Source organism: Citrobacter sp. Ce119 (assembly GCF_030334525.1).
Lineage (GTDB): Bacteria > Pseudomonadota > Gammaproteobacteria > Enterobacterales > Enterobacteriaceae > Citrobacter > Citrobacter europaeus.
On record NZ_JAOWDR010000013.1, the window covers coordinates 123,475 to 149,423 of the forward strand.

Sequence of the window (25,949 nt, forward strand, 5' to 3'; positions counted from 1 at the left end):
TCCCTTACAGTGCCAGTTCGCTATTCAGTACCAGTGCCAGTAACGCCTGGCGGGCGAAGATGCCGTTGCCAGCCTGCTGGAAATACCAGGCGTGCGGCGTCTTATCGACGTCGGTGGTGATCTCATCGATGCGCGGCAGTGGATGCAGCACCTTCATGTTCGCTCTGGCGCCGTTCAAATCGCTGGCGCGCAGGACAAACTGTGCTTTCACGTTGGCGTATTCGGACGGGTCCAGACGCTCTTTCTGTACGCGGGTCATGTAGAGGATATCGACCTCCGCCATCACCTCTTCGATAGTGCCGTGCAGGCTCCAGGCGATACCTTTTTCGTTCAGCATATCCAGAATGTATTGCGGCATGGCCAGCGCGTCCGGGGCGATGAAGTAGAAGCGGTTACCTTCGAACTTCGCCAGCGCCTGGGTCAGGGAGTGGACGGTACGGCCATATTTCAGGTCACCCACCATGGCGATTTGCAGATTGTCCAGGCGACCCTGAGTTTCCTGAATGGTAAACAGGTCCAGCAGCGTTTGGGTGGGATGCTGGTTGGAGCCGTCGCCAGCGTTCAGTACCGGAACGTTGCCGGAGAACTCCGTTGCCAGACGTGCGGCGCCTTCCTGCGGATGACGCATGACGATGGCGTCGACATAGGTGCTGATGACGGAAATGGTATCGGCCAGGGTTTCGCCTTTTTTGCCCAGCGACGTGTTGCTGCTGTCAGAAAAACCCACCACGCTGGCGCCCAGGCGGTGCATGGAGGTTTCAAAGGATAAACGGGTACGGGTTGACGCCTCAAAGAAGCAGCTGGCGATAACCTTATGCTTTAACAGCTCCGGCTGCGGGTTAGCTTTTAATTTCGCCGCCGTCGCGAGGACCAGATTGAGGTCGTCGCGGCTGAGGTCGTTTATGGAAATGATGTGTTTTTGATAGAGCGGGTTAGCCATGTTTATCTCCTGACGCCTGGGCAAAAAAAAAGCCCCTCAATTGAGGGGCTCGGAATGGGTGATCAACGGAAAGAAAAACGGCAGGCCAGCGTCCTTTTTCAGACGCGGTAAGACAAAATGTCGTACACACTGAACCATACATCCTCCCGGCAAATTGTCCGCGATTATACTCAGCTCCGTTATGGGATCAAGCGGAAAATGCACAATTTATTCACCGCAAACGGTTCTTATGAATTTAAATTCATTTTAAATAGATAGTTAATCTGTTTGTGCACCAGCCCCGTTCGCTGCACTACTCGCGGCGCAACCCAGACAATACTGCTGCCAGCGATGACCCCCAGAATCTCTGGTAACGCGTGGTAATCGAGGATTCTGGCAACGGCACGGCCATAACCCGCTGCCGTGTGAATGAGGATAAACTCGCTATTATGTTCCACGCTGACCACCATTTCAGCAATCGATCGGGCAGCATCGGGAGCGGGTCGTGATTGCGGATTTACAGAATAAATTTTTTGCCCTTTTGTATTTCTTATTTTTATAGCCCCGAGCAGTTTCAGCAGACGGGATACCGTTGACTGGCTAATTCCGGTAAAACCATGCTGTTGGAGATCGCGGCGAAGCGCTTCCTGGGACAGGTAGCTTTTTTCAGTAATCAGGCGCTGACAAATCGCCAGTTGTTTCTGCTCTTTGGTCGAGTAATCATCGAATTCCTTCATAAATACACCCTAAATTTATCATTTGTATCAATGTGATGGCGAAATTCACCACATTTGCAGTATCAATAACGGCTCAAACGGGCGGTTGTGCAGAAAAACGAGAGTGCGCTCAAAAAAGCCGTCGGGATCCGACGGCTAAAAGGGCTACAACATCGCGCCGATACTCAGAACGGCCATGTTCAGTAACGTCAAAATGAGCAGGAGCGGGGCGACCCATTTCAGGTATCGCACGTAAGGAACGCGGGCGATGGCCAGCCCGCCCATCACAACTGCTGAGGTGGGCGTAATCAGATTCACAATGCCGGAAGCGGATTGATACGCGGTGACGACCAGATCCCTGGGGACATGCGCGAAGTCGGCCAGCGGGGCCATAATGGGCATGGTGAGGACCGCCAGACCCGAAGAGGAAGGGACCAGGAAGGAGAGCAAAACTTCCAGCCAGTAGGTCACATTGATGAAAATGGTGGTGGAAAGTCCGGAGACGACATTTTCCGCACTGTGCAGGATAGTATGGGTGATCATGCCGTTATCCATCACCACTACGATGCCGCGTGCAATACCGATAATTAGCGCGACGCCAAGCAGATCACGTGCCCCGTCAATGAATGTGCCAGTAAATTCCTCCTCACTCATGCGGGCGATGACGCCGACGATAATCGCAGATGCCAGAAAAACCCCGGAAATTTCTGCCATCCACCAACCGAGCACTGCCACCCCATAGATCATAACCGCAAAGGCAGCGGCGAAAATCAGCAGGATCCATTTACGCGTTGTTGTGAATTCAAGATTGGTATTGGCGCGACTACCGAGAAAATGGACGCGGTTTTCCTCCATTTTATCTGCCACGATGGAGAGTTCAGGATGGCTGCGAACTTTCCGTGCATAGCGCATGACCCACACCACGCAGATAACATAGCCGACGACCAGCAGCAGAATGCGCATCAGCATTCCCTGGGTGAAGGGGATCCCGGCGGCGTTAGCCGCGATAACCGTTGCGAAAGGGTTGATTGTCGAGCCGAGTGTGCCAATGCCTGCGCCGAGCAGAACGGTGGCGGCGGCAACCAACGGATCAAAGCGTGCGGCCATCATTACCGGAACCAGCAATGTGTAGAATGGGAGTGATTCCTCCGCCATCCCGTAAATCGTACCTCCGGCGGCGAAAAGTCCCATCAGAATGGGGATCATCCACTCCTCTTTACCGTTCAACCTGACCGTCACGCGCTCGATACCTGCGTCGATGGCACCTGTTTTATTTACTACGCCGAGAAACCCACCAATAATCAGGACAAACAACGCCACATCAATTGCGCCTGCGGTATAGGTTTCGTGGTTGTAAAGACCGTCAATCGGGGCCAGCAGTACAGCGGTAAAACCTTGCGGGTGCGCTTCTGTGGGGGCATAAGTCCCGGCAACCGGCACTTCTTTACCCAGGGTCGCATTCATCGCCATCTGGTATTTCCCTGCCGGGACTATCCAGGTCATAACCGCGACGAGCGCAATGAGAATAAACAGGATGGTATATGCACTGGGAAATTTGAATTTGCCCATGATGTTCTCCGGATAGCTTGGGCATATGCCGTCAGGCGACATATGCCCGCTGGGGTTAGTCGCCGAGGGTCGCTACCATTACCGCTTTAATGGTATGCATCCGGTTCTCTGCTTCGTCGAAGACGATTGAATGCGCTGATTCAAAAACCTCTTCCGTGACTTCAAGCCCTTTCAGGCCGTAGGCCATTTCAATTTCACGTCCAACTTTTGTGTGCTCGTTATGGAAGGCGGGCAGACAGTGCATAAATTTCACATTGGGGTTACCGGTTGCGTTGATGACCCGTTGGTTAATCTGATAGGGCGTCATCAGACTTACGCGTTCTGCCCAGGCTTCTTTGGGTTCGCCCATAGAGACCCAGACATCGGTGTAGAGGAAATCGACGTCGTATACGCCTTCCTCGACATCCTCTGTGAGCGTAATGCGCGCGCCCGTCACGCCGGCGATTTCACGGCATTCGGCAACCAGTTTTTCATCCGGCCAGAAGGATTTAGGGGCGACGAGGCGGATGTCCATCCCCATTTTCGCCGCGCCTACCATCAGCGAATTACCCATGTTATTGCGGGCGTCACCGAGGTAGGCGAAGCTCAGTTCAGGTAAGGTTTTGCCCGGCGCGTGTTCCAGCATGGTCATCAGATCCGCGAGGATCTGCGTAGGGTGAAATTCATTAGTCAGTCCATTCCATACCGGAACCCCGGCAAATTGCCCCAGTTCCTCGACAATGTCCTGACCGTATCCGCGGTACTCAATGCCGTCGTACATGCGGCCTAGCACGCGGGCGGTATCTTTCATCGATTCTTTGTGACCGATCTGCGATCCGCTTGGACCGAGATAGGTCACCTGTGCGCCCTGATCGAAAGCGCCGACTTCAAAGGCGCAGCGGGTGCGGGTTGAGGTTTTTTCGAAGATCAGCGCGATATTTTTACCCACCAGCGTCTGTCTTTCGCGCCCGGCCTTTTTTGCCGTTTTTAACTCGATAGCCAGATCGATCAGGTACTGGATTTCCGTCGGGGTGTAATCCAGCAGTTTGAGAAAATTGCGATTCTTCAGGTTAACAGTCATGAAAATGTCCTTATGTAGGCCGGATATGGCGCAGGCGCCGTCCGGCAAAAAAGCCCTAAGCGTTAGCGTCGGTGGTTTCGAGCCGAATGAGCGTGCCTTTGTCTCCGGCGAGGATGGCCGAACCGTCGGCCAATGAGCCGATGCCTGCTATTCCGTGACAGAGAGAGACAAATTCCGCGCAGGCGGTGACTTTGGGGCCCATTGAACCGGCGTCGAATTGCATTTCACCGAGTAGTTCCGGCGTAACCTGGGTCAGCGGGCGCTGAGTAGGTTTGCCCCAGTCGAGGTACACGGCATCAGCGTCAGTCAGGATCAGCAGCGCATCGGCGTTGATTTGGCTGGCGAGCAGGGCAGCGGAGAGATCTTTGTCGATCACCGCTTCAATACCGTGGTAGCCATCGGCTTTTTCCACCACCGGTACACCGCCGCCGCCGTTGCAGATAACCAAATGATCGCGGGCGATCAATGTGCGAATAGCGTCACTTTCAACGATACGTTTGGGTTGTGGAGAGGGCACAACGCGGCGGAACGCTTGACCATCAGCTTTGAAAACCCAGCCTTTTTCCGCCTGCAATGCGTTGGCCTGGGGGGCATCGTAAATCGGCCCGATATATTTAGTGGGATTGCTGAAAGCCGGATCGTGAGCATCGACTTCAACCTGAGTCAGCAGCACACTAATTTCACGCTGTGGAAGCTGGTTTTTCAGCGCCTGTTGCAGCATATAGCCAATCATTCCCTGACTTTCCGCGCCGAGAATGTCGAGCGGATAGGGGGTGACGCTGGCATACGCGCTGTTTTGCAACGCCAAAAGTCCAACCTGAGGGCCATTGCCGTGTACCAGGATCACGCGCCATTGCTGCGTGAGTTGAGCGATAGTTTTTGCTGCCAGCTCAATATTCTTGCGTTGGATGTCAGCTTCCAGCGGCTCGCCGCGTTTAAGTAATGCATTGCCGCCCAGAGCCACAACCAGGGTAGGTTTGTTTTCCATGACTTTTCCTTAAATACCGTCGCGTTCCAGTGGGCAGCTCATGCAGCGTGCGCCGCCGCGTCCGCGTCCAAGTTCGTCGCCAGGAATGGGTAAAACGGTGATGCCGGCTTTGTCGTATTTCTCGTTGGTCCAGATGTTGCGCTCGTAGCCTACGACCACACCGGGGCGAAGCGTCAGGACGTTGTTGGCGTCATTCCACTGTTCACGTTCGGCTTCGAAGGCATCGCCACCGGTGGTGATCAGCCGAATTTGGTCGAGGCCCAGCGCTTTCTCGAGAGCATGGAGCAGCGTATTTTCCGGCGTCCTTTTCAGGCCGCCGCGCCCGTCTGGTGTCAGGGTCCAGCACTGCACATCAGGACGCACGACTTCCGGGTAGACGGAGAAGGTATCGATATCGATGTGGGTCATTACGGTATCGAGATGCATGCAGGAGCGATGTTTAGGCAGTTCGACCGCAATGACGCGTTCTGCCTGGCGATGGCTGAATAGCGACTGGGCAAGGAACTCGATTCCTTGCGGCGTTGTGCGTTCCGACATACCGATGAGAACCGCGCCGCGACCAATGACCAGCACATCTCCACCTTCTAATGTGGCGTGGTCGTAATTAATATTTTCATCGCCGAAATATTTAATAAATTCACCATCGGCAAATTGGGGGTGCCAACGGTAGATCGCCCTTAGGTTATTGGTTTCTCTTTGTCGCGCGGTTTTAGCCATTGGGTTAATGGACACACCGTTATATATCCAGCATGAGGTGTCGCGGGTAAATAAGTGGTTTGGTAATGGCTTCATAATGAAATCATTAATATCGTGAGTATCGACCACCATATTTTTGATTGAGGCAGGAATTTCTCCGTAGGTTAGCCCACCGCTTAAATGCCGGGCGAGTTCCCGATGCTGCATATCTGCAAGCCAGGCGCGAATATCCGTGGCGAAAGCGGGGCCAAGGCGATAATCAGAAATTTGTGTATCCAACAGCCAGTTTTTGGCATCAGGGATATCCAGGGTTTGTGTCAATAAATCAGTCAGTAACAGAACCTCAATTCCCTGTTCACGCAACGTGTTGGCGAATATGTCATGCTCTTCTCCTGCACGTTCTACCGAAAGAACATCATCAAAAAGCAGTTCCTGACAATTTGACGGCGTCAGCCTTTTTAGGCTGAGGTTAGGGCGGTGTAGCATCACGCTACGTAATTGACCGATTTCCGACCCGACATAATGCTTTTCCATCATTATTCCTTTAATACTATTTTAAAAAATAAAGAGGAGATGCCTGCAAATAATATTTATCGCAGTCATGATTTTTCAGCTGATTTCAGAATCTATATTTAGATCTTATTTGATGAGGAAACGTGATTTATTTCACAGTCAGGTCGATATTTGACTTTTGATGTTTAATTTATGATATGGCTCGGAGAATTAATAAAATAAAAATGCGAATAATTGAATTACTACGCGGGAATATGTCTTGTTATTTATTGGTGTTAATTTTATGTACACTTTTAGAGTGTTGCAATATAAGTAATATATTGATTTATTTGTACTTTTTTATGCGTGGTGAATTATTATGCGAATATATGATTTTATTATTTTCGCGGTAAAGTTTATTTCAAAATAAATATGACGATGAAGAAGGATAACGAAGGAGAGATGAACTGTGACCGGTAGCTGGTTTTTCTAATAAAATTTTCAATAACAGTAGGTTACTGATGGGGTTGAAAAAGGGTAGCCGAAAGTTATGCAAAGTTTATGCATAACCTGTTGCTGAGAGTTAGCAATTATTTAACATCATCAGCGATAAACATGCGTTGACGCAAAATATCGGTAAATAGCAGTGGTATGGCAGAGCGTTTTTTCGTATAACAACTAAAATGAAACGATGTTTTAATTAAGGGGTTTGAGATGATTGTCGGCAATATTCACAACCTGGATGCCTGGCTGCCGGAAGAGCTGCGTCAGGCGATTGAACACATTAAAGCGCATGTGACGGATGCGACGGAAAAAGGTAAGCACGACATCGACGGCGATCGTCTGTTTTATCTGATTGCTGAAGATATGACGGAGCCGTTTGCGCAGCGCCGCGCCGAATATCACGCCCGCTATCTGGATATTCAGATCCTGCTCAAAGGCCAGGAAGGAATGACTTTCAGCACCCAGCCTGCAGGCGCGCCGGAAACTGACTGGCTGGCTGACAAAGATATCGCCTTCGTGGCGGAAGGGGTACAGGAGAAAACGGTCGTGCTGAATGAAGGTGATTTCGTGGTGTTCTATCCGGGCGAAGTGCATAAACCGCTGTGCGCGGTCGGTGCCCCAGCGATGGTACGCAAAGCCGTAGTGAAAATGCGGGTGGAATAAGCGTATTTGCCGGGGGCGGCTTCGCCTTGCCCGGCCTACGGGAGCGCGGTTGTAGGCCGGATAAGATGCTTAGCATCGCCATCCGGCATTCTTTTCATCCATGCTCTCACTTCACTAATGTCGCCACCATCACCGCTTTGATGGTGTGCATCCGGTTTTCCGCCTGATCAAATACGATGCTGGCGGGTGATTCAAAGACCTCATCGGTCACTTCCATACCGCCGTGCAGACCATATTCCTGCGCCATTTGTTTGCCAAGCGTGGTTTGATCGTCATGAAACGCGGGCAGGCAGTGCAGGAATTTCACCTGCGGATTGCCGCTCAACGCCATCATCGCGCTATTAACCTGATACTTACGCAGTAGCGCAATACGTTCGGCCCACTTCTCTTTCGCTTCACCCATTGATACCCAGACGTCGGTATAGATAAAGTCCGCGTCTTTCACGCCCGTGGCGACATCTTCGGTCAGCGTAATATTGCCGCCGTTTTTCAGCGCTTGCGCTTTGCACTCCGCGACCAGGCTTTCTTGCGGCCAGCAGGCCTGCGGCGCGACCAGACGCAGATCCAGCCCTGTTAACGCGGCGGCTTCCAGCATGGAATTGCCCATGTTGTTGCGGGCATCGCCGGTGTAGACCAGCGTCATCTCATTAAACGCTTTCCCCGGCAGGTGTTCCTGCATTGTGAGCAAGTCGGCCAGCAGCTGGGTAGGGTGAAACTCGTTGGTTAATCCGTTCCATACCGGAACGCCGGCATATTCCGCCAGCGTCTCGACAATCTCCTGACCGTGTCCCCGATACTGAATACCGTCGTACATACGACCGAGCACGCGGGCGGTGTCTTTGATCGACTCTTTATGACCAATCTGACTGCCGCTCGATCCGAGATACGTTACGCGCGCGCCCTGATCGTATGCGGCAACTTCGAAAGAGCAACGGGTACGGGTTGAGTCTTTTTCGAAGATGAGCGCGATGTTCTTACCGGTGAGTTTAGCGACCTCAGTACCGTTTTTCTTCTCCGCCTTCAGCTGTGCGGCGAGCTTGAGCAGTGACGTGAGTTCAGAAGACGTGAAATCAAGCAGTTTCAAAAAATGTTTCTGATAAAACGTAGACATGGTTCCCTCACATGGCTTAGGCCATTTATTGAATTAAAATTCAATTTATATGGATGTTTATTCATTTGCAACCTTGTTTAACAAATCTTTCCTGGAAAGGTGGAGGCAATGTCAGCGGTATGTGACAATAAGAGTATCGGCAGGACATTATGAGGAACGAGCCATGGCAAACCCGGAACTACTGGAAGAACAGCGTGAAGAAACGCGCTTGATTATTGAAGAGCTACTCGAAGATGGCAGCGATCCAGACGCGCTGTACACCATTGAGCATCACCTTTCCGCAGATGACTTTGAAACCCTGGAAAAAGCGGCTGTAGAAGCCTTCAAGCTGGGTTATGAAGTGACCGAGCCGGAAGAGCTGGAAGTGGAAGAAGGCGACACGGTTATTTGCTGTGACATCCTGAGCGAATGTGCTCTGAATGCCGAGTTGATTGACGCTCAGGTTGAGCAACTGATGAACCTGGCTGAAAAATATGATGTGGAATACGACGGTTGGGGCACCTATTTTGAAGACCCGAACGGCGAAGAAGGTGAAGACGGCGACGATGAAGATCTCGTCGACGAAGATGATGACGGCGTGCGTCACTAAGTCATCTGCTGACCTACGGTGGCATTTGCTGCCGTAGGCCAAGGACTACGTATGGATTACCTGCAAATACTCTCCCCAATCCACAACTTCCTGCACTGTAAAACGCCTCAGGCCTGGCTTGATAAAGCGCGAGATCCGGCGAATCTTCCACTGTTACTGACCGATCATCTCGTCTGTGAGCTGAAAGCGGCGCAAACGGCCATGCTGCTGGTGCGTAAGTACGTCGCAGATAAACAGGGATCGCAGGCGCTGCTGGACTGGCTGAAACCCTATGAGGCGTATGCTTTCAGAGAAGGGGATGAACCGGATTTTATTGCGCTGAATAAACAGATAAGCAAAAGCGTGATGCCGCAAACCGACGACCCGTGGGGACGCAAGCTTATCGACAGTATGGTTTTGCTGATCAAAGAAGAGCTGCACCACTTCTGGCAGGTGCGTGAGGCGATGATGAGCCGCAACATTCCCTACGTCAAAATTACCGCCAGCCGTTATGCCAAAGGCATGCTCAAAGAGGTGCGCACCCACGAGCCACTAACGCTAATCGATAAACTGATTTGCGGGGCTTACATTGAGGCGCGTTCCTGTGAACGGTTCGCCGCGCTGGCGCCGTACCTGGATGAGGATTTACAGGCGTTTTATCTGTCGCTACTGCGATCCGAAGCGCGGCACTATCAGGACTATCTGGCGCTGGCGCAGCAGGTTTCGGCTGATGATATCAGTAGCCGGGTGCGGTTCTTTGGCGAAGTCGAAGCCGCGTTGATTACCTCTCCCGACGATGAATTCCGTTTTCACAGCGGCGTACCGGCTTAGCACCCTTCTGAGACGCGCGGTGCCTATCGCCGCGCGGTTTAATCCTTCCTGTTTCTGTTAGCAAAATCTGGTGGCTGGAAATCACTCGCTGCTGCCGTGATAATCAAAAGACGCGAAGGGGAAATATATCCCCATAACCGAGACGATTTGGCAAAAGGATGGTTAATGAACTGGGCACACGTATTGTTGGCAGGTTATATCGGGGCGGTGATTGCTATCGTCGTCGGCATGTTTCGCAAAAAAGGCTGGTTGGGCAAGATTTCCGGCGCGGTAATTTTTGTGGTGGCGATTATCGCGTGGAATCTGTTTGATGTGCACTACCTGATCCCCCGTGAAAGCCCGGATTATGGTCTGACTGAAGAGCAGCAGTTTGAAAAAGCGATGCTCTCTAATCCGGCGTTTCAGGTCATTAAGGAGCAGGAACCTGAACTGACACAAAAAATTATCAGCCAGGCAGCGCAGATGAAGAAAGCAGGGAGCAGTGAACAGCAGGTCATCGACGCGATACAGCCGCAAATTCTTCAGCTACAAATGGCAAGATTGCAGCAGGCGCCAGATGCCAACGTCATTGAATATATGAAAATTAACCTTGAGCAGATCGCTGCTGTGGCCAAAATAGGTGATGACGAATGCTTCCGCTTTCTGTTTCCGGCGGTAAAAGGTGGGATTAACCCGGCGCGTCTTGTTCCGCGTGAGATCATGGATCGTCGTATGGCGAGTGATATGAGCATGATGTATGCCTCACACGGCCCCAAAAAACATACGGTCACGGCAGAAGAGAAACAGCTGGCGTTGCAGGATCTGCAAGCAATAAGCCCTGGGCTGGTACAGCGCTACGGGGATGATATTCAGATCATGGCCGATCCGACGAAAGCGATCGGCAAAGAGAAGATTGCTTGTGAGATAGTACAGGATCTCTGGTCACAGGTGCTGAAGCTGCCAACCGCTCGCGCGGCTGGCGTAATACGCCTGATGCTTTCAGCTGAGATGCAGTAAGGCCGACATGGCCCCTCGGCGTGAAGTCAGAGGGGCTTTAACATCCGCACTTCGCAATCCACGTGCCCGGTACAGCCGAGCGCTTCGCTGATATGCTCAAAGCCTAAATGTTCATACAGGCGGATAGCCTCGGTCAGAAACGCCGTGGTCTCCAGATAGCACTGCTTAAACCCCTGCTCGCGGGCGTGATCCAGCGCCATCAGCGCCAGCTTTTTCGCCAGCCCTTGACCGCGTGCGCTCGACAGAAAGTACATCTTTTGCAGCTCGCAAATGTCCGGTTCGCTACAGCCTAACGGCGCGACGCCGCCGCCGCCCACCACCTGACCATTCTGCTCAACCACCCAGTAGGCCGCGCCCGGCTGGCTGTAAACCTGAAAAAGTTCGTCCAGATTGGGGTCGGCCACCGTGTAACCTTTATCGGCGGTCAGGCCGTGTTCGGCAGAGACCTCGCGGATGACGTGGGCGATAGCGGCGTTATCGTCGGCGGTAATGCGGCGTAGCGTCGCAGAAACAGGGGTAATGACACTCATAGCGAACTCATGACATAAACGTGGGACATATGCAGTTAATACCACTGCGGTGAGGGGAAGCGCAAGCGAGGATAATTCAATAAAAAGCCTCTGAGCATATGCCTCAGAGGCTTTTGTCGTCTGCGGTGTCGGATGGCGCTACGCTTATCCGACCTACGTTGACGGTGCTGTATGCCGGATAAACGCAGCGCCATCCGGCAAACGTACAGGCACGATGATTACAGCGCGGCGATGACCGCCTGCTGCTCAATCAGCTTCGCTTTTGCTTCTGCGTAACCGTCCAGCTTCTCACGCTCTTTGGCGATGACCGCTTCCGGTGCGCGAGCGACAAACCCTTCGTTGGAAAGCTTGCCTTCGATACGGGCAATCTCACCTTCGATTTTCGTCACTTCTTTCGCCAGACGCGCCAGTTCATCTTCTTTGTTGATGAGGCCCGCCATCGGGATCAGCAGCTCGGCGCCGTCGATGATTTTGGTCACCGAAACCGGACCTTTGTCATCGGCTGGCAGCACGGTGATGCTTTCCAGACGTGCCAGGTTAAGCAGGAAGCTGCGGTTGTCGTTCACACGACGCTCCGCATCGGAGCTCGCACCGCGCAGCAACAGCTCCAGCGGTTTGCCCGGTGCGATGTTCATTTCCGCACGGATGTTACGTACGGCAACGATCGCCTGTTTCAGCCATTCGGTATCAGCAAGCGCGGCTTCATCAACCTGTGCGGCGTTATATTCCGGGAACGGCTGCAGCATGATGGTATCTGCGGTGTTGCCGCAAATCACTTTCACGCGCTGCCAGATGGTCTCGGTGATGAACGGAATAATCGGGTGCGCCAGGCGCAGCAGACCTTCCAGCACGGTAACCAGCGTATTGCGGGTGCCGCGCAGTTCAGACTCAGAACCACCGGTCATTACCGGCTTGGTCAGTTCCAGATACCAGTCGCAGAACTGGTTCCAGGTGAACTCGTACAGGATGCCCGCGGCGATGTCGAAGCGGAAGTTATCCAGCGCTTCGCGGTACGCTTTAACGGTCTGGTTGAATTCAGCGAGGATCCAGCGGTCCGCCAGCGACAGGGTCATTTCGCCGCCGTTGAAACCGCAATCATTTCCTTCGGTGTTCATCAGCACGAAGCGGCTGGCGTTCCACAGCTTGTTACAGAAGTTACGGTAACCTTCCAGACGCTTCATATCCCAGTTGATGTCGCGACCGGTAGAGGCCAGCGCCGCCAGGGTGAAACGCAGGGCGTCGGTACCGTGTGGCTCAATGCCGTCCGGGAACTGCTTCTCGGTACGTTTGGCAATCTTCTCTGCCAGCTGCGGCTGCATCATGTTGCCGGTACGCTTAGCAAGCAGGTCCGCCAGCGAGATACCGTCGACCATATCCAGCGGGTCAATCACGTTACCCTTGGATTTGGACATCTTCTGGCCTTCGTCGTCGCGGATAAGACCGGTCATGTAGACGGTCTTAAACGGTACCTGCGGCTTGCCGTTTTCATCTTTGATGAAGTGCATGGTCATCATGATCATGCGGGCAATCCAGAAGAAGATGATGTCGAAGCCGGAAACCATCACGCTGGTTGGGTGGAACTGACGCAGCGCGTCGGTGTTTTCCGGCCAGCCGAGGGTAGAGAAGGTCCACAGCGCGGAGGAGAACCAGGTATCGAGAACGTCTTCGTCCTGACGAAGCTGAACGTCGGCGCCGAGGTTGTTTTCCTGACGCACTTCGTCTTCTGTACGGCCAACGTAGACGTTGCCGTCGTTGTCATACCATGCCGGGATACGGTGACCCCACCACAGCTGACGGGAAATACACCAGTCCTGAATGTCGCGCATCCAGGAGAAATACATGTTTTCGTACTGTTTTGGTACAAACTGAATGTCGCCGTTCTCAACCGCTTCTACCGCCGGTTTCGCCAGCACGTCGGCACGGACGTACCACTGGTCGGTCAGCATCGGTTCGATAACTACGCCGCCACGGTCACCGTAAGGTACGGTCAGATCGTGCGGTTTAATTTCTTCCAGCAGGCCCAGCGCGTCAACGGCTGCGACGATCGCTTTACGCGCGGCAAAGCGTTCCAGCTTCTGGAATTCAGCCGGGATAGCGTTGGAGTAAACGTCAGACTCTTCGCCTTTGGTGTCGTACACTTCTGCGGTTTCGCGGATGTCGCCATCAAAGGTCAGAATGTTGATCATCGGCAGGCCGTGACGTTTCCCGACTTCGTAGTCGTTAAAGTCGTGCGCAGGCGTGATCTTCACGCAGCCGGTGCCTTTTTCAATATCGGCATGTTCATCGCCCACGATCGGAATACGGCGGTCAACCAGCGGCAGAATAACGAACTTGCCGATCAGATCTTTATAACGCGGATCTTCCGGGTTCACGGCCACGCCGGTATCGCCCAGAATAGTTTCCGGACGGGTGGTGGCGACGACCAGGTAATCTTTACCGTCTGCGGTTTTCGCGCCGTCGGCCAGCGGATAGCGGATGTGCCACATGGAGCCTTTAGACTCGCGGTTTTCCACTTCCAGGTCAGAGATGGCGGTGCGCAGTTTCGGGTCCCAGTTCACCAGGCGCTTGCCACGGTAAATCAGGTCTTCTTTGTACAGGCGAACGAAAACTTCTTTCACGGCATTGGAAAGGCCTTCGTCCATGGTGAAGCGCTCGCGCTCCCAGTCAACGGAGTTGCCGAGACGGCGCATCTGACGGGTAATGGTGCCGCCGGATTCCGCTTTCCACTGCCAGATTTTGTCGATAAACGCTTCGCGACCGTAGTCGTGACGGGTTTTACCTTCTTCAGCGGCAATCTTACGCTCAACCACCATCTGGGTGGCGATACCCGCGTGATCGGTACCGGCCTGCCACAGAGTGTTTTTACCCTGCATGCGCTGGTAGCGGATCATGGTATCCATGATGGTTTGCTGGAAAGCATGACCCATATGCAAACTGCCGGTGACGTTCGGCGGCGGGATCATGATGCAGAAGGACTCTTTGCTTTCATCGCCGTTAGGTTTGAAATAGCCCTGCTTTTCCCAGTGCTCGTAAAGCGGCTGTTCGATATCTTGTGGGTTGTATGTCTTTTCCATTATTTCCAGGTTGCCGTATTCAGGTTAAAACCAGCCACGCGGTAAGCTTTGTAGCGATCGCGTGCCGATTGTTTCAAAGAATCTTCGTAAGGAACGAAGTCTATCACTTCTGTGAAAGCGGTGGCAAAATCTGCAAAGCCAACGCGCAAACTGATCAGCAGGTCGCGCGGGCTGCTGTTGCGTTTCTCCGGCCAGGCTATTTCTACCGGCGCGCCGCCTCTGGGGCCTTCACCCGCCAGATTATGCGGAACAAAGCTTTCTGCCGGTCTTGCCCACAGGGCTTCATCCAGTCGAAGAGCCTGCTTTTCGTTTTCACAGGCGATCAGCACGCGCTTGCCAGCCCGCCAACGTTCTGCGGCAATTTCACACACCAGTTGCTCAACGGCGCTTAAGCCATCTTGTTGTGTGTCGTTGTCCAGAAGATAGAACGTCGCATTCTTCATATATGGGGCTTCTTGTGGTGGATTTAAATGCGTTGCCATGATGCACACCGTAGGCCTGATAAGGCGCAATAGCGCCGCCATCAGGCGTTTTGCCGGATGGCGCTGCGCTTATCCGGCCTACGGGGCAATCTCAAACTTACTCTTCGCCGTTAAAACCGGCGCGATTGAGCAGGAACTGCGACAACAGCGCCACCGGACGACCGGTTGCGCCTTTGGCTTTCCCTGAACGCCATGCGGTACCGGCGATGTCCAGGTGCGCCCAGTTGTACTTACGGGTAAAGCGTGACAGGAAGCAGCCTGCGGTAATGGCTCCGCCAGGACGTCCGCCGATGTTCGCCATATCCGCAAAGTTGGACTCTAACTGCTCCTGGTATTCATCACCCAGCGGCAAACGCCATGCGCGGTCGCCAGCCTGCTCGGACGCGCCGATCAGCTCATGTGCCAGCGGATTGTGGTTCGACATCAGGCCGGTGATGTGATGGCCCAGCGCAATCACGCACGCGCCGGTCAGGGTTGCGACGTCAATCACCGCCTCCGGCTCAAAGCGCTCGACGTAAGTTAACACGTCGCACAGCACCAGACGGCCTTCGGCGTCGGTGTTGAGCACTTCAACGGTCTGCCCGGACATCGTGGTCAGTACATCGCCTGGGCGATACGCGCGGCCACCCGGCATGTTTTCGCAACCCGCCAGCACGCCGACGACGTTGATTGGCAACTGAAGCTCAGCGACCATGCGCATCACGCCGTATACCGCTGCAGCACCGCACATGTCGTACTTCATCTCATCCATGCCTTCGGCAGGTTTGATGGAGATACCACCGGAGTCGAAGGTTAACCCTTTACCGACCAGCACAATCGGACGCGCGTCTTCGGACGGATTACCTTTGTACTCGATGACCGACATCAGCGACTCGTTCTGCGAGCCGTGACCGACGGCCAGATAAGAGTGCATGCCCAGCTCTTTCATCTGCTGTTCGCCGATCACGCGGGTCACAACATTTTTGCTGTAGCTGTCTGCCAGCTGGCGCGCCTGAGAGGCCAGGTAGGCGGCGTTACAGATGTTCGGCGGCATGTTGCCGAGATCTTTTGCCGCTTTAATACCGGCGGCGATCGCCAGACCGTGCTGGATAGCACGCTCACCGCTGGTCAATTCGCGGCGGGTCGGTACGTTGAAGACCATTTTACGCAGCGGGCGACGCGGCTCGCTTTTGTTGGTCTTCAGTTGATCAAAGCTGTATAGCGTTTCCTGTGCCGTCTCAACGGCCTGGCGCACTTTCCAGTAGTTGTTGCGCCCTTTGACGTGCAGCTCAGTCAGGAAGCAGACGGCTTCCATTGAGCCAGTATCATTCAGCGTATTGATGGTTTTCTGAATGACCTGCTTGTACTGGCGCTCATCAAGTTCGCGCTCTTTGCCACATCCAATGAGGAGAATTCGCTCAGACAGAACGTTAGGAACATGGTGCAGCAACAGGGTTTGACCCGGTTTGCCTTCCAGTTCACCACGACGCAGCAGTGCGCTGATGTACCCGTCGCTGATCTTGTCGAGCTGCTCTGCAATCGGAGAGAGGCGGCGTGGTTCAAAGACACCCACGACGATGCACGCACTCCGCTGTTTCTCCGGGCTACCGCTTTTTACACTGAACTCCATGCACTACGCTCCTGAATCTTAAAGACAACGGCGGTGGCTACGGATAGAATTGCAAGCTTTCGTAACTCATACCCGCTGTTGCGGTGACTTCGTGTTAATCTTAACGTTATTACGGCATTGGCACGTCAGAACAATTTCTGAGAGGTGGATCCGTTGAGTATAATGATCTTAGCGACGATTTCGACGACTCAAGAGAATAAATGACGTTTAAGCCATGAAACAAGCTAAATTCCGGCAAAAGACGGGTTTTTACGGGCGTATTTAAAGTGATAATCATAAGATATCTGGTTCGGGAAACGCTCAAAAGCCAACTTGCGATCCTATTCATCCTGCTTTTGATCTTCTTTTGTCAAAAGCTGGTCAGGATCCTTGGTGCGGCGGTTGACGGTGATATCCCGGCGAATCTGGTGCTCTCGCTGCTGGGGCTGGGCGTGCCAGAAATGGCGCAACTTATCTTGCCATTAAGCCTGTTCCTCGGGCTGCTGATGACGCTGGGCAAACTGTATACCGAAAGTGAAATTACGGTCATGCACGCCTGCGGGCTGAGCAAGGCTGTATTAGTGAAAGCGGCGATGGTGCTGGCGCTGTTTACCAGTATTATTGCGGCGGTCAACGTGATGTGGGCTGGACCGTGGTCCTCCAGACATCAGGACGAAGTGCTGGCGGAGGCGAAAGCGAACCCCGGTATGGCGGCGCTCGCTCAGGGCCAGTTCCAGCAGGCGACTAACGGTGGTTCGGTGCTGTTTATCGAAAGCGTTGACGGCAGCAACTTCAAAGATGTGTTCCTCGCGCAAATCCGCCCGAAAGGTAACGCCCGTCCTTCGGTGGTGGTAGCGGATTCCGGACATCTTACCCAGACGCGCGATGGCTCTCAGATCGTGACGCTTAACCAGGGTACGCGCTTTGAAGGGACCGCGCTGCTGCGCGATTTCCGCATTACTGACTTCCAGGATTATCAGGCGATTATCGGTCATCAGGCCGTGGCGCTGGATCCAAACGATACCGACCAGATGAACATGCGTACGCTGTGGACGACCGATACCGATCGCGCCCGTGCGGAGCTGACCTGGCGTATCACGTTAGTATTCACCGTATTTATGATGGCGCTGATGGTCGTACCGCTGAGCGTGGTGAACCCGCGTCAGGGTCGCGTACTGTCGATGCTGCCAGCCATGCTGCTCTATTTGCTGTTCTTCCTGGTGCAGACGTCGCTGAAGTCGAACGGCGGTAAAGGTAAGCTGGATCCGGTATTCTGGATGTGGACGGTTAACCTGGCGTATCTGGCGCTGGCGATTGTGCTTAACCTCTGGGATACGGTGCCGATGCGCCGCTTGCGTGCCCGTTTTATGCGTAAAGGAGCGGTATAATGCAGCCCTTTGGTGTACTTGACCGCTATATCGGTAAAACCATTTTCACCACCATCATGATGACATTGTTCATGTTGGTGTCGCTCTCCGGGATCATCAAGTTTGTCGACCAGCTGAAAAAAGCCGGGCAGGGGAGCTACGATGCGATGGGCGCGGGGCTGTATACCCTGCTCAGCGCGCCGAAAGATATCCAGATCTTCTTCCCGATGGCGGCGCTGCTGGGTGCTTTGTTGGGTCTGGGCATGCTGGCCCAGCGCAGCGAACTGGTGGTGATGCAGGCTTCCGGTTTTACCCGTATGCAGGTGGCGTTGTCGGTGATGAAAACCGCGATTCCGCTGGTGCTGCTGACGATGGCCATCGGTGAATGGGTGGCGCCGCAGGGTGAACAGATGGCGCGTAACTACCGTGCGCAGCAGATGTACGGCGGCTCGTTGCTCTCCACCCAGCAGGGGTTGTGGGCGAAAGATGGCGACAGCTTTGTCTACATCGAGCGGGTGAAAGGCGACGCCGAGTTAGGTGGGATTAGCATCTACTCCTTTAACGACAAACGCCGTCTGCAGTCCGTTCGCTATGCCGCAAGCGCGACGTTTGACCCGGAACAAAAGGTCTGGCGTCTGGCGCAGGTGGATGAATCCAACCTGACCGATCCGAAGCAAATCACCGGATCGCAAACGGTGAGCGGTACCTGGAAAACCAACCTTACGCCCGACAAGCTCGGCGTCGTGGCGTTGGATCCTGATGCGCTGTCGATTAGCGGTCTGCATAACTACGTGAAGTACCTGAAGTCGAGCGGCCAGGACGCAGGACGCTATCAGCTCAATATGTGGAGCAAAGTCTTCCAGCCGCTGTCTGTGGCGGTCATGATGCTGATGGCGCTGTCGTTTATCTTTGGTCCGCTGCGTAGCGTGCCGATGGGCGTGCGCGTGGTGACAGGGATTAGCTTTGGCTTTGTGTTCTATGTGCTGGACCAAATCTTTGGCCCGCTGACGCTGGTGTACGGCATTCCGCCGATTATCGGTGCGCTGTTGCCAAGCGCCAGCTTCTTCTTGATTAGCCTGTGGCTGATGCTGCGTAAGTCGTAATATCTACCCCTCCCGCTGTGCGGGAGGGGCTTCCTGTTAACGTTTTCTCCCGCCCATCAAACTTCCCAACATGCCGCGGATTATCTGATTGGTGACCTGTCGCGCCGCGCTTTTCGCCACGCTCTGTACTACGCCATCGCGCTTGCCGCCACGTGGTCCGGTGCTGCCAAACAGAATATCCTTCAACCCGCCGAGAATACCGCTGTCCACCTCGAGCGCTTTACCGTTGGCGGGAGGCGTATTTTGCTGCTCGGTGCTGGCCTGCACGCCTTGCTGCAAACGTTCATAGGCGGATTCACGGTCGACCTCTTCCTCATATTTGCCGTACAGCGAAGAGTGATTAATCAGACCGTTGCGCTCGTCGTCCGTCACCGGTCCCATCCGTGAGTACGGCGCAATCACCATCGCTCGCTCAACTACTGACGGGCTGCCTTTGGCGTCCAGAAACGACACCAGCGCCTCGCCGGTTCCCAGTTCCTGAATGGCTTTTTCGGTATCAAATGCCGGGTTGGCGCGCATGGTTTGCGCCGCGGTTTTCACCGCTTTCTGGTCTTTCGGCGTGAAGGCCCGCAGGGCGTGCTGCACACGGTTGCCCAACTGGCCGAGCACGTTGTCCGGAATATCCGACGGGTTTTGCGAGACGAACCACACGCCGACCCCTTTCGAGCGAATCAGACGGATCACCTGCTCGATTTTATCCAGCAGCACCTGCGGGGCATCGTTGAACAGCAGGTGCGCTTCATCGAAGAAGAACACCAGTTTTGGCTTCTCCAGATCGCCCGCTTCCGGCAATTGTTCGTACAGTTCGGAGAGCATCCACAGCAGGCTGGCAGCGTACAGTTTGGGCATCTGGTAGAGCTTCTCGGCGCTGAGGATGTTGATCATCCCTTTGCCGCTGGCGTCGGTACGCATCCAGTCTTTGATGTCCAGCATCGGTTCGCCAAAAAAGTGCGCCGCACCCTGTTGCTCCAGCGACAGCAGTCCGCGCTGGATAGCCCCGACCGAGGCGCTACTGATATTGCCGTACTGATTCTGGAAGGATTTGGCGTTATCGCCAATATACTGAGTGATGGCCCGCAGGTCTTTGAAATCGAGCAGCAGCAGACCCTGGTCATCGGCAATGCGGAAGATAATATCCAGTACGCCGGACTGCACATCGTTAAGGTTCAGCAAACGGGCCAGTAGCAGCGGACCGAGGTCAGATACCGTGGCCCGCACGGGGTGACCTTTTTCGCCGAAGATATCCCACACTGTTACCGGATTAGCATGTGGTTGCCAGTCGGTAATGCCGATGTTTTTCAGGCGGGCGAGCAGCTTTTCAGAGGCTTGTCCTTCCTCGGCTACGCCGGTTAAGTCACCTTTCACATCGGCCATAAATACCGGCACGCCAATATCGGACAACGATTCGGCCAGCTTCTGTAGCGTGACGGTTTTACCGGTCCCGGTCGCGCCGGTAATCAGCCCGTGACGGTTGGCCATGCCTGGCAGTAAAAACAGTTCGGTGTCCGGCGTGCGGGCAATTAGCAGGGGTGCGCTCATTGAGATTTCCTCCATTTATCCTGCCTGGAGTATAGGCAATGTCCATCAAAGAGAATATGCGATGGCGAGAGAAAATGAGTTAAAGCGTATTGCCGTGGTAAATCTGATACCCCAAATCCACGGTGTTGTGATTATGGTCGTTGTTCTTGATTTTGCTCAGCAGCATCTGTGCCGCCATACGGCCAATGTCGAAACGCGGAGTGATCACGCTGGCGAGGCTGGGGATCATCTGCCGGCCCATTTCCAGCCCGTGAAAACCAGCAATTGAGATCTGCTCCGGAACGGCCAGCTCGCGTTCGCGGCACAGCAGCAGCGCGCCCATCGCGATGTCGTCGTTGGTACAAAACACGCCGTCTAAATCCGGATGCGCGGTGAGCGCGTCCCGCATCATCTGGGTGCCAAGATGAATAGAGGAAATAGATCGCGGATTGACGCGCAGCGGCGTCAGACCCCGACGCGTCATGGCATCGCAATAGCCGCGATAGCGCTGTTCATCGCGGACATCATCTTTTGAACCAAGGTAGAGGATTTTGCGGCGCTGGCGTTTGTCCAGCATGGTGCTGACCATATCAAACGCCGCCTGACGGTTATCGAACCCTACTTCCATGTCCAGACGATCGCCCTGAATATCCATCAGTTCTACTACCGGTATGTTGGCTGAACGCAGAAATTTAACCGTGCGCAGAGTGTGATATTTCTCGGACAGGATAATGCCGTCGATATTATACGACAGCAGATTGATCACCGACTCTTCCTCGGATTCCCGGTCATAATTGTAGTTGGCGATCAGCGTCTGATAATTATGGTCGGAGGTGACCGATTCAATACCGGCCAGAATGTCGGCGAACAGCTGGTTTTGAAACGAGGGGATCAGCACGCCGAGCGTATAGCTTTGCGCGTTCAGTAGCATCGCGGGCGCGCGGTTAGGGATGTAATTAATCTCCTCCATAATCTGCGCAATGCGTTCACCGGTTTCCTTTGCGACCTTTTTCGGCGAGCGAATGTAGCGGCTCACCGTCATTTTGGTCACGCCCGCCAGCGTGGCGATGTCTTGCAAAGAAATTCTGTGGTTCCTCATCTTCTCTCCAGTACCGGGGAGCGCTGACCTGTGCTCCCCGGTGATGACCGTTTTAATGCAGGATGGCGTTCAGCGCCAGAACGCCCAGCAGACCCATAATGGAAATCAGCGTTTCCATCACCGTCCAGGTGCGCAACGTTTCCCCCACGCTGAGATTAAAATAGCCTTTAAACAGCCAGAATCCCGGATCGTTAACGTGGGAGGCAATCACGCTGCCCGCGCCGGTAGCCAGCACCATCAGCGCCGGGTCGGCGTGGGTGACGTTAATAATCGGCAGCACCACGCCTGCGGTAGTGATCGCCGCCACGGTGGCTGAACCGAGCGCGATGCGCAGCAACGCGGCTACCGTCCAGCACATCAGCAGCGGAGAAAGCGACGTGCCGGTCATCAGGTGCGAGATGTATTGCCCCACGCCGCTGTCGACCAGAACCTGCTTAAACGCGCCGCCCCCGGCGATGATGAACACAATCATCGCGATCGCGCCGATAGAGTCGCCAATGATATCCATAATTTGCTCGATCGTCCGTCCGTTACGTCGACCAAGGGTAAAAATGGCGAGCACGATAGCGATAAACAACGCGACCGCAGGGTTGCCGATAAACTCAAAGAACACCCGCACGCTGTTGGTTTTCGGCAGCGTAATTTCGCACACTGCGGCGACCGCCATCAGTATGACCGGGATTACCGCCGCAAAGATACTATTCCAGAACGACGGCATCTCTTCTTCAGTGAACAGATGCGGGTTGAATAACCCTTCCGGCGGCGCTTTCTCAAAGCGGGTCAGCAGCTTAGAAAACAGCGGCCCGGCGACAATCACCGTCGGGATAGTAATAATAAATCCGTACAGCAGGGTGGTGCCGAGATTGGCCTCGAAAATGGTGGCAATCGCGGTAGGCCCCGGATGCGGCGGCAGAAAACAGTGGGTCACGGACAATGCTGCCACCATTGGCACGCCAACATACAGCAGCGGCAGACCGGAAGAGGCCACCACCGTAAATACCAGCGGCAGCAGCAGAACAAAGCCGACTTCGAAGAACATCGCCAGACCGACCACCAGACCGGTGATCACCAGCGCCCACTGCACACGTTTTTTACCGAACGTGCCAATCAGCGTGGTGGCGATGCGCTGAGCCGCGCCGGTATCGGAAATCAGCTTACCGAGCATCGCGCCGAACCCGAGGATCATCGCCAGCCCGCCGAGCGTCCCGCCGATCCCATTTTGTATTGAGTGCAGAACGGCCTGGGCATCCATCCCTTCGGCAAAACCAACGACCGCCGCCACCAGGACCAGAGCAATAAAGCCGTTAACTTTAAAGCCAATCATCAGGACCAGGAGCAGCGCGACGCCTGCCGCAATTATTATTAATGGCATAATCGTTTCTCTTATATCCCCGTCATACTTCAAGTTGCAGGTGTGTTGGCTACAGCTCGAATTATTTAGGGGGGAGCCAAAAATGCAGCGCCTGGGCGCTGCGTGATGTTGCGTTGTGTGGTATCAGACGGCGACCAGCATGCCGCCATCGACAAACAACAGGTGACCGTTTACAAAATCGGATGCTTTAGAAGAGAGGAATACCGCCGCGCCGATCAGCTCCTGCGGATCGCCCCAGCGCGCGGCTGGCGTACGTTTGCACAGCCAGGAGGTGAAAGCTTCATCCTCGACCAGCGCTTTGGTCATTTCGGTTTTGAAGTAGCCCGGCGCGATACCGTTAACCTGGATATTATGGCGTGCCAGCTCAACGCACATCCCGCGGGTGAGCATTTTTACCGCGCCTTTGGAGGCGGCGTACGGCGTGATGGTGTCGCGGCCCAGTTCGCTCTGCATGGAACAGATGTTGATGACCTTCCCGGCCTGACGTTCAACCATGCGACGCGTTACCGCCTGCGAGACCAGGAATACCGCCGTCTGGTTAACGGCAATCACATCGTTCCAGTCCTGCTCCGGGAACTCGGTAAACGGATGGCGACGCTGGATACCGGCGTTATTCACCAGCACATCAATTTGGCCAATGCCTTTTTCGATATGCTCGATGGCGGCATCAATGTCCTGTTTATGCGTAACATTGAACGGCGCGGCAACGGCGCGGATCCCTTCCTGCTGCAGTTTGGCGACGGCGGACTCCGCACGCTCTGGCGTAATATCATTGACGATAATCTGCGCGCCATATTTACCCAGCCCGGTCGCCAGTAAATAACCAATACCCTGAGCCGAACCGGTGATCAGAATGTTTTTGCCGTCCAGTGAAAAAAGATCGTTCATCATGTTATTCCTTATTTTGTTTCTGCAAAAACGAGCTGGACTTTCGCCGCCTGGGTTTTATCCCCGGCGAAGATCAGCGCCTGTTCAAGCTCGGTAAACGGATATTCGGCGCTGAGTAACGGCAGCGGATCGATAACGTTATTCGCCAGCCACGACACCGCTGTGTTGAACTCGGTGGTAAAGCGGAACGAGCCTTTGAGCGCGATCTCTTTGCCGATCAGCATCATCATCGGGAAGTCCGGCACCGCGCCGCCCATGCCGACCTGCACCATCACGCCTTTTGCGCGGGTGACTTCCAGACAGGTGGTGATTGAGGATGGATGGCCGGAGACTTCGAAGCTGACGTCGAAGTAGCCTTTCTCTTTTTTCCACTCGTCGAGCGAGTCCTGTTGCGGGTTAATCAGCGTGTCAGCCCCCATCTGCTGGGCAAGCGACAGCGAGCGCGGGCTGATATCAGCACAGACAATCTCTGCTGCGCCGAGCGTTTTCACCGCGCTGACGATCAGACAGCCGATAGGACCGACGCCGGAGATAAACACGCGCTTGCCCTGCAGGTCGCCCGCTTCATGCGCGGCGTGGATCGCTACCGCCAGCGGTTCGGCAAAGGCCATGACTTTTTCATCAGCCTCTTGCGGGTAAGGGATGCACTGCGCAGTATCGACGGTTTTAAACCGGGTAAAACCGCCGTCGACGTGGGGAAAATACATGGCGCTGCCAAAAAAGCGCATTTCCGTGCACTGGTTTTCTTCGTGCTGCAAACAGTATTTACAGTGGCCACAAGGTTTCGACGGATTAATAGCCACCGACTGACCTTCATGTAATTCTTTTGAATCGCTGTGCACCACTTTACCAATAACTTCATGGCCTAAAATCATCGGCGCTTTAACGGTAAAATTACCGACTTTCCCTTCCTGGTAATAATGTAAATCGGAACCACAAATACCGCCGCGGGTAATTTGTACTAATGTTCCTTTATTATCCCATTCAATATTTTGGTCGGTTATGGCAACAGTTTTCTTACCCGCAACAACGCAGGATTGGGTTTTGACTTGCATAAATGCCTCACTGGTCAGGTAGTAACCTCGGCAGCATTTAAACGGTTTTGATTGTTATTATTTGTGATGCAGATCACGCTGGAAAATTGTTACACTACAATGTTACGCATAACGTGATGCGCCTTGTAAATCTACGCAGCCGCGGCGAAAAAAGGTGAATTCTGCAATGTGGAAGGCGTAGTATCGCACCATGGAATATGAATCTGGAGTTTTTCGATGGCCGGGGAAAGTTATATTTTGATGGGCGTTTCGGGTAGCGGTAAATCTTTAATTGGCAGTAAAGTTGCCGCAGTGTTATCGGCTAAATTTATTGATGGCGACGATCTCCATCCGGCCAAAAATATTGATAAAATGTCTGAAGGTATTCCATTAACCGATGAAGACCGACTACCGTGGTTAACACGATTAAATGACGCCTCATACAGTTTATATAAAAAGAATGAGACCGGGTTTATTGTTTGCTCGTCATTAAAAAAACAGTATCGCGATATATTGCGTCAGGGCAGCCCGAATGTACATTTCCTGTGGCTGGACGGCGACTACGAGACTATTCTGGCGCGCATGCAGCGTCGGGCAGGGCATTTTATGCCGGTGGGATTACTCAAAAGCCAGTTCGATGCGCTGGAGTGCCCGCAGGAGGATGAACGCGATATTGCCCGCATCGACGTGAACCATGACATCGAGCATGTGACGGAACAGTGCCGCCAGGCGGTGCTCGCGTTTCGTAACGGGCAATAGGCCCAGCCCCTTGCGGGACTGA

Annotated in this window: 28 protein-coding genes; 9 read left to right on the forward strand and 19 right to left on the reverse strand. The window is 53.9% G+C overall.

Annotated elements, in window-relative coordinates; genetic code table 11:
* Nucleotides 1–4 precede the first annotated feature (4 nt).
* Genes pyrB through pyrL form a run of 3 tightly spaced genes read right to left on the reverse strand, consistent with a single transcriptional unit; the run spans nt 5 to nt 1,078 of the window.
* The gene (gene pyrB, locus OGV80_RS01040; RefSeq protein WP_016151493.1) at nt 5–940 is read right to left on the reverse strand and encodes an aspartate carbamoyltransferase; all 936 of its coding nucleotides are present in this window, start codon (nt 938–940) and stop codon (nt 5–7) included.
* A gap of 2 nt (nt 941–942) precedes the next feature.
* Nucleotides 943–996, reverse strand: a complete 54-nt coding sequence (locus OGV80_RS24385; protein WP_106875647.1) for a pyrBI operon leader peptide — start codon at nt 994–996, stop codon at nt 943–945.
* A complete protein-coding gene (gene pyrL / locus OGV80_RS01045; protein WP_003025819.1) occupies nt 977–1,078 on the reverse strand; it encodes a pyr operon leader peptide in 102 nt (33 codons plus the stop codon). Before pyrL ends, OGV80_RS24385 begins: the two co-directional genes overlap by 20 nt.
* Between pyrL and OGV80_RS01050 the strand changes: the two genes are divergently transcribed.
* Nucleotides 1,058–1,198, forward strand: a complete 141-nt coding sequence (locus OGV80_RS01050) for a hypothetical protein (protein ID WP_286513280.1) — start codon at nt 1,058–1,060, stop codon at nt 1,196–1,198. The genes pyrL and OGV80_RS01050 overlap by 21 nt on opposite strands.
* Here OGV80_RS01050 and OGV80_RS01055 read toward each other — a convergent pair.
* From OGV80_RS01055 to arcA, 5 genes are all read right to left on the reverse strand, one after another.
* Complete coding sequence (locus OGV80_RS01055; protein ID WP_286513284.1) at nt 1,168–1,656, reverse strand: arginine repressor; 489 nt, start codon at nt 1,654–1,656, stop codon at nt 1,168–1,170. The genes OGV80_RS01050 and OGV80_RS01055 overlap by 31 nt on opposite strands.
* 144 nt (nt 1,657–1,800) lie before the next feature.
* The gene (locus tag OGV80_RS01060; RefSeq protein WP_043018243.1) at nt 1,801–3,204 is read right to left on the reverse strand and encodes a YfcC family protein; all 1,404 of its coding nucleotides are present in this window, start codon (nt 3,202–3,204) and stop codon (nt 1,801–1,803) included.
* A gap of 55 nt (nt 3,205–3,259) precedes the next feature.
* The gene (gene argF / locus OGV80_RS01065) at nt 3,260–4,264 is read right to left on the reverse strand and encodes an ornithine carbamoyltransferase (protein ID WP_047406573.1); all 1,005 of its coding nucleotides are present in this window, start codon (nt 4,262–4,264) and stop codon (nt 3,260–3,262) included.
* Between the two features lie 55 nt (nt 4,265–4,319).
* Nucleotides 4,320–5,252 carry a carbamate kinase gene (gene arcC, locus OGV80_RS01070; protein WP_043018245.1) on the reverse strand — a complete coding sequence of 311 codons (933 nt, stop codon included), beginning with the start codon at nt 5,250–5,252 and terminating at the stop codon, nt 4,320–4,322.
* Nucleotides 5,253–5,261: 9 nt separating this feature from the next.
* On the reverse strand, nt 5,262–6,482 hold the full coding sequence (gene arcA, locus OGV80_RS01075) for an arginine deiminase (protein WP_087052243.1): 1,221 nt from the start codon (nt 6,480–6,482) through the stop codon (nt 5,262–5,264).
* A gap of 672 nt (nt 6,483–7,154) precedes the next feature.
* Here arcA and OGV80_RS01080 point away from each other — a divergent pair.
* Nucleotides 7,155–7,607, forward strand: a complete 453-nt coding sequence (locus OGV80_RS01080) for a YhcH/YjgK/YiaL family protein (protein WP_043018247.1) — start codon at nt 7,155–7,157, stop codon at nt 7,605–7,607.
* Between the two features lie 106 nt (nt 7,608–7,713).
* Here the strand turns inward: OGV80_RS01080 and argF (OGV80_RS01085) are convergent, their stop codons facing one another.
* Both argF (OGV80_RS01085) and argL read right to left on the reverse strand, forming a co-directional pair.
* Complete coding sequence (gene argF, locus OGV80_RS01085; RefSeq protein WP_043018248.1) at nt 7,714–8,718, reverse strand: ornithine carbamoyltransferase; 1,005 nt, start codon at nt 8,716–8,718, stop codon at nt 7,714–7,716.
* Nucleotides 8,688–8,783 (reverse strand): putative translational regulatory protein ArgL, encoded by a 96-nt coding sequence (gene argL, locus OGV80_RS24450; RefSeq protein WP_370867251.1) that lies wholly within the window; start codon nt 8,781–8,783, stop codon nt 8,688–8,690. The genes argF (OGV80_RS01085) and argL overlap by 31 nt, the downstream gene beginning before the upstream one ends.
* A 98-nt stretch (nt 8,784–8,881) precedes the next feature.
* On the opposite strand from argL, the gene rraB reads away from it, so the two are divergent.
* From rraB to OGV80_RS01100, 3 genes are all read left to right on the forward strand, one after another.
* Nucleotides 8,882–9,307: a ribonuclease E inhibitor RraB gene (gene rraB / locus OGV80_RS01090; RefSeq protein ID WP_003025845.1), complete on the forward strand. Its 426-nt coding sequence runs from the start codon at nt 8,882–8,884 to the stop codon at nt 9,305–9,307.
* 51 nt (nt 9,308–9,358) lie between these two features.
* On the forward strand, nt 9,359–10,117 hold the full coding sequence (gene miaE, locus OGV80_RS01095; protein WP_047406563.1) for a tRNA isopentenyl-2-thiomethyl-A-37 hydroxylase MiaE: 759 nt from the start codon (nt 9,359–9,361) through the stop codon (nt 10,115–10,117).
* A gap of 165 nt (nt 10,118–10,282) precedes the next feature.
* A complete protein-coding gene (locus OGV80_RS01100) occupies nt 10,283–11,113 on the forward strand; it encodes a topoisomerase II (protein ID WP_087052241.1) in 831 nt (276 codons plus the stop codon).
* A 26-nt stretch (nt 11,114–11,139) separates the two neighbouring features.
* On the opposite strand, the gene OGV80_RS01105 is transcribed toward OGV80_RS01100, so the two are convergent.
* The 4 genes from OGV80_RS01105 to pepA all read right to left on the reverse strand — a co-directional run bounded on the left by OGV80_RS01105 (nt 11,140) and on the right by pepA (nt 16,808).
* Nucleotides 11,140–11,643, reverse strand: a complete 504-nt coding sequence (locus tag OGV80_RS01105) for a GNAT family N-acetyltransferase (protein WP_075145277.1) — start codon at nt 11,641–11,643, stop codon at nt 11,140–11,142.
* Nucleotides 11,644–11,861: 218 nt separating this feature from the next.
* Nucleotides 11,862–14,717 (reverse strand): valine--tRNA ligase, encoded by a 2,856-nt coding sequence (locus OGV80_RS01110; protein ID WP_286513288.1) that lies wholly within the window; start codon nt 14,715–14,717, stop codon nt 11,862–11,864.
* On the reverse strand, nt 14,717–15,160 hold the full coding sequence (holC, locus tag OGV80_RS01115; RefSeq protein WP_003025862.1) for a DNA polymerase III subunit chi: 444 nt from the start codon (nt 15,158–15,160) through the stop codon (nt 14,717–14,719). Before holC ends, OGV80_RS01110 begins: the two co-directional genes overlap by 1 nt.
* A 136-nt stretch (nt 15,161–15,296) precedes the next feature.
* Nucleotides 15,297–16,808 (reverse strand): leucyl aminopeptidase, encoded by a 1,512-nt coding sequence (pepA, locus tag OGV80_RS01120; protein WP_003025870.1) that lies wholly within the window; start codon nt 16,806–16,808, stop codon nt 15,297–15,299.
* Between the two features lie 153 nt (nt 16,809–16,961).
* Between pepA and OGV80_RS01125 the strand changes: the two genes are divergently transcribed.
* The 3 genes from OGV80_RS01125 to lptG all read left to right on the forward strand — a co-directional run bounded on the left by OGV80_RS01125 (nt 16,962) and on the right by lptG (nt 19,257).
* Nucleotides 16,962–17,012 carry a hypothetical protein gene (locus tag OGV80_RS01125; protein ID WP_212723231.1) on the forward strand — a complete coding sequence of 17 codons (51 nt, stop codon included), beginning with the start codon at nt 16,962–16,964 and terminating at the stop codon, nt 17,010–17,012.
* Nucleotides 17,013–17,074: 62 nt separating this feature from the next.
* Nucleotides 17,075–18,175 carry an LPS export ABC transporter permease LptF gene (gene lptF, locus OGV80_RS01130; protein ID WP_043018253.1) on the forward strand — a complete coding sequence of 367 codons (1,101 nt, stop codon included), beginning with the start codon at nt 17,075–17,077 and terminating at the stop codon, nt 18,173–18,175.
* Complete coding sequence (gene lptG / locus OGV80_RS01135) at nt 18,175–19,257, forward strand: LPS export ABC transporter permease LptG (RefSeq protein WP_043018254.1); 1,083 nt, start codon at nt 18,175–18,177, stop codon at nt 19,255–19,257. Before lptF ends, lptG begins: the two co-directional genes overlap by 1 nt.
* A gap of 36 nt (nt 19,258–19,293) precedes the next feature.
* Here lptG and OGV80_RS01140 read toward each other — a convergent pair whose 3' ends face one another.
* From OGV80_RS01140 to idnD, 5 genes are all read right to left on the reverse strand, one after another.
* Nucleotides 19,294–20,796, reverse strand: coding sequence for a helicase HerA-like C-terminal domain-containing protein (locus OGV80_RS01140; RefSeq protein ID WP_286513291.1), 1,503 nt, complete (start codon nt 20,794–20,796; stop codon nt 19,294–19,296).
* Nucleotides 20,797–20,875: 79 nt separating this feature from the next.
* Nucleotides 20,876–21,874 carry a DNA-binding transcriptional regulator IdnR gene (idnR, locus tag OGV80_RS01145; RefSeq protein ID WP_043018255.1) on the reverse strand — a complete coding sequence of 333 codons (999 nt, stop codon included), beginning with the start codon at nt 21,872–21,874 and terminating at the stop codon, nt 20,876–20,878.
* Nucleotides 21,875–21,926: 52 nt separating this feature from the next.
* Nucleotides 21,927–23,246, reverse strand: a complete 1,320-nt coding sequence (gene idnT, locus OGV80_RS01150) for a gnt-II system L-idonate transporter (protein WP_016155581.1) — start codon at nt 23,244–23,246, stop codon at nt 21,927–21,929.
* A gap of 123 nt (nt 23,247–23,369) precedes the next feature.
* Nucleotides 23,370–24,134, reverse strand: coding sequence for a gluconate 5-dehydrogenase (gene idnO, locus OGV80_RS01155; RefSeq protein ID WP_286513407.1), 765 nt, complete (start codon nt 24,132–24,134; stop codon nt 23,370–23,372).
* 11 nt (nt 24,135–24,145) lie between these two features.
* Nucleotides 24,146–25,189 carry an L-idonate 5-dehydrogenase gene (gene idnD / locus OGV80_RS01160; RefSeq protein ID WP_043018257.1) on the reverse strand — a complete coding sequence of 348 codons (1,044 nt, stop codon included), beginning with the start codon at nt 25,187–25,189 and terminating at the stop codon, nt 24,146–24,148.
* Between the two features lie 216 nt (nt 25,190–25,405).
* Between idnD and idnK the strand changes: the two genes are divergently transcribed.
* Nucleotides 25,406–25,927, forward strand: coding sequence for a gluconokinase (gene idnK / locus OGV80_RS01165; protein WP_080625785.1), 522 nt, complete (start codon nt 25,406–25,408; stop codon nt 25,925–25,927).
* Nucleotides 25,928–25,949 lie beyond the last annotated feature (22 nt).

What these genes read in the sequence shown, in the direction of transcription:
- pyrB (WP_016151493.1), bottom strand. Translation starts at nt 940, where the DNA reads ATGGCTAACCCGCTCTATCAAAAACACATCATTTCCATAAACGACCTC.
- OGV80_RS01050 (WP_286513280.1), top strand. Translation starts at nt 1,058, where the DNA reads ATGTCGTACACACTGAACCATACATCCTCCCGGCAAATTGTCCGCGAT.
- pyrL (WP_003025819.1), bottom strand. Translation starts at nt 1,078, where the DNA reads ATGGTTCAGTGTGTACGACATTTTGTCTTACCGCGTCTGAAAAAGGAC.
- OGV80_RS01055 (WP_286513284.1), bottom strand. Translation starts at nt 1,656, where the DNA reads ATGAAGGAATTCGATGATTACTCGACCAAAGAGCAGAAACAACTGGCG.
- OGV80_RS01060 (WP_043018243.1), bottom strand. Translation starts at nt 3,204, where the DNA reads ATGGGCAAATTCAAATTTCCCAGTGCATATACCATCCTGTTTATTCTC.
- argF (WP_047406573.1), bottom strand. Translation starts at nt 4,264, where the DNA reads ATGACTGTTAACCTGAAGAATCGCAATTTTCTCAAACTGCTGGATTAC.
- arcC (WP_043018245.1), bottom strand. Translation starts at nt 5,252, where the DNA reads ATGGAAAACAAACCTACCCTGGTTGTGGCTCTGGGCGGCAATGCATTA.
- arcA (WP_087052243.1), bottom strand. Translation starts at nt 6,482, where the DNA reads ATGGAAAAGCATTATGTCGGGTCGGAAATCGGTCAATTACGTAGCGTG.
- OGV80_RS01080 (WP_043018247.1), top strand. Translation starts at nt 7,155, where the DNA reads ATGATTGTCGGCAATATTCACAACCTGGATGCCTGGCTGCCGGAAGAG.
- argF (WP_043018248.1), bottom strand. Translation starts at nt 8,718, where the DNA reads ATGTCTACGTTTTATCAGAAACATTTTTTGAAACTGCTTGATTTCACG.
- argL (WP_370867251.1), bottom strand. Translation starts at nt 8,783, where the DNA reads ATGAATAAACATCCATATAAATTGAATTTTAATTCAATAAATGGCCTA.
- rraB (WP_003025845.1), top strand. Translation starts at nt 8,882, where the DNA reads ATGGCAAACCCGGAACTACTGGAAGAACAGCGTGAAGAAACGCGCTTG.
- miaE (WP_047406563.1), top strand. Translation starts at nt 9,359, where the DNA reads ATGGATTACCTGCAAATACTCTCCCCAATCCACAACTTCCTGCACTGT.
- OGV80_RS01100 (WP_087052241.1), top strand. Translation starts at nt 10,283, where the DNA reads ATGAACTGGGCACACGTATTGTTGGCAGGTTATATCGGGGCGGTGATT.
- OGV80_RS01105 (WP_075145277.1), bottom strand. Translation starts at nt 11,643, where the DNA reads ATGAGTGTCATTACCCCTGTTTCTGCGACGCTACGCCGCATTACCGCC.
- OGV80_RS01110 (WP_286513288.1), bottom strand. Translation starts at nt 14,717, where the DNA reads ATGGAAAAGACATACAACCCACAAGATATCGAACAGCCGCTTTACGAG.
- holC (WP_003025862.1), bottom strand. Translation starts at nt 15,160, where the DNA reads ATGAAGAATGCGACGTTCTATCTTCTGGACAACGACACACAACAAGAT.
- pepA (WP_003025870.1), bottom strand. Translation starts at nt 16,808, where the DNA reads ATGGAGTTCAGTGTAAAAAGCGGTAGCCCGGAGAAACAGCGGAGTGCG.
- lptG (WP_043018254.1), top strand. Translation starts at nt 18,175, where the DNA reads ATGCAGCCCTTTGGTGTACTTGACCGCTATATCGGTAAAACCATTTTC.
- OGV80_RS01140 (WP_286513291.1), bottom strand. Translation starts at nt 20,796, where the DNA reads ATGAGCGCACCCCTGCTAATTGCCCGCACGCCGGACACCGAACTGTTT.
- idnR (WP_043018255.1), bottom strand. Translation starts at nt 21,874, where the DNA reads ATGAGGAACCACAGAATTTCTTTGCAAGACATCGCCACGCTGGCGGGC.
- idnT (WP_016155581.1), bottom strand. Translation starts at nt 23,246, where the DNA reads ATGCCATTAATAATAATTGCGGCAGGCGTCGCGCTGCTCCTGGTCCTG.
- idnO (WP_286513407.1), bottom strand. Translation starts at nt 24,134, where the DNA reads ATGAACGATCTTTTTTCACTGGACGGCAAAAACATTCTGATCACCGGT.
- idnD (WP_043018257.1), bottom strand. Translation starts at nt 25,189, where the DNA reads ATGCAAGTCAAAACCCAATCCTGCGTTGTTGCGGGTAAGAAAACTGTT.
- idnK (WP_080625785.1), top strand. Translation starts at nt 25,406, where the DNA reads ATGGCCGGGGAAAGTTATATTTTGATGGGCGTTTCGGGTAGCGGTAAA.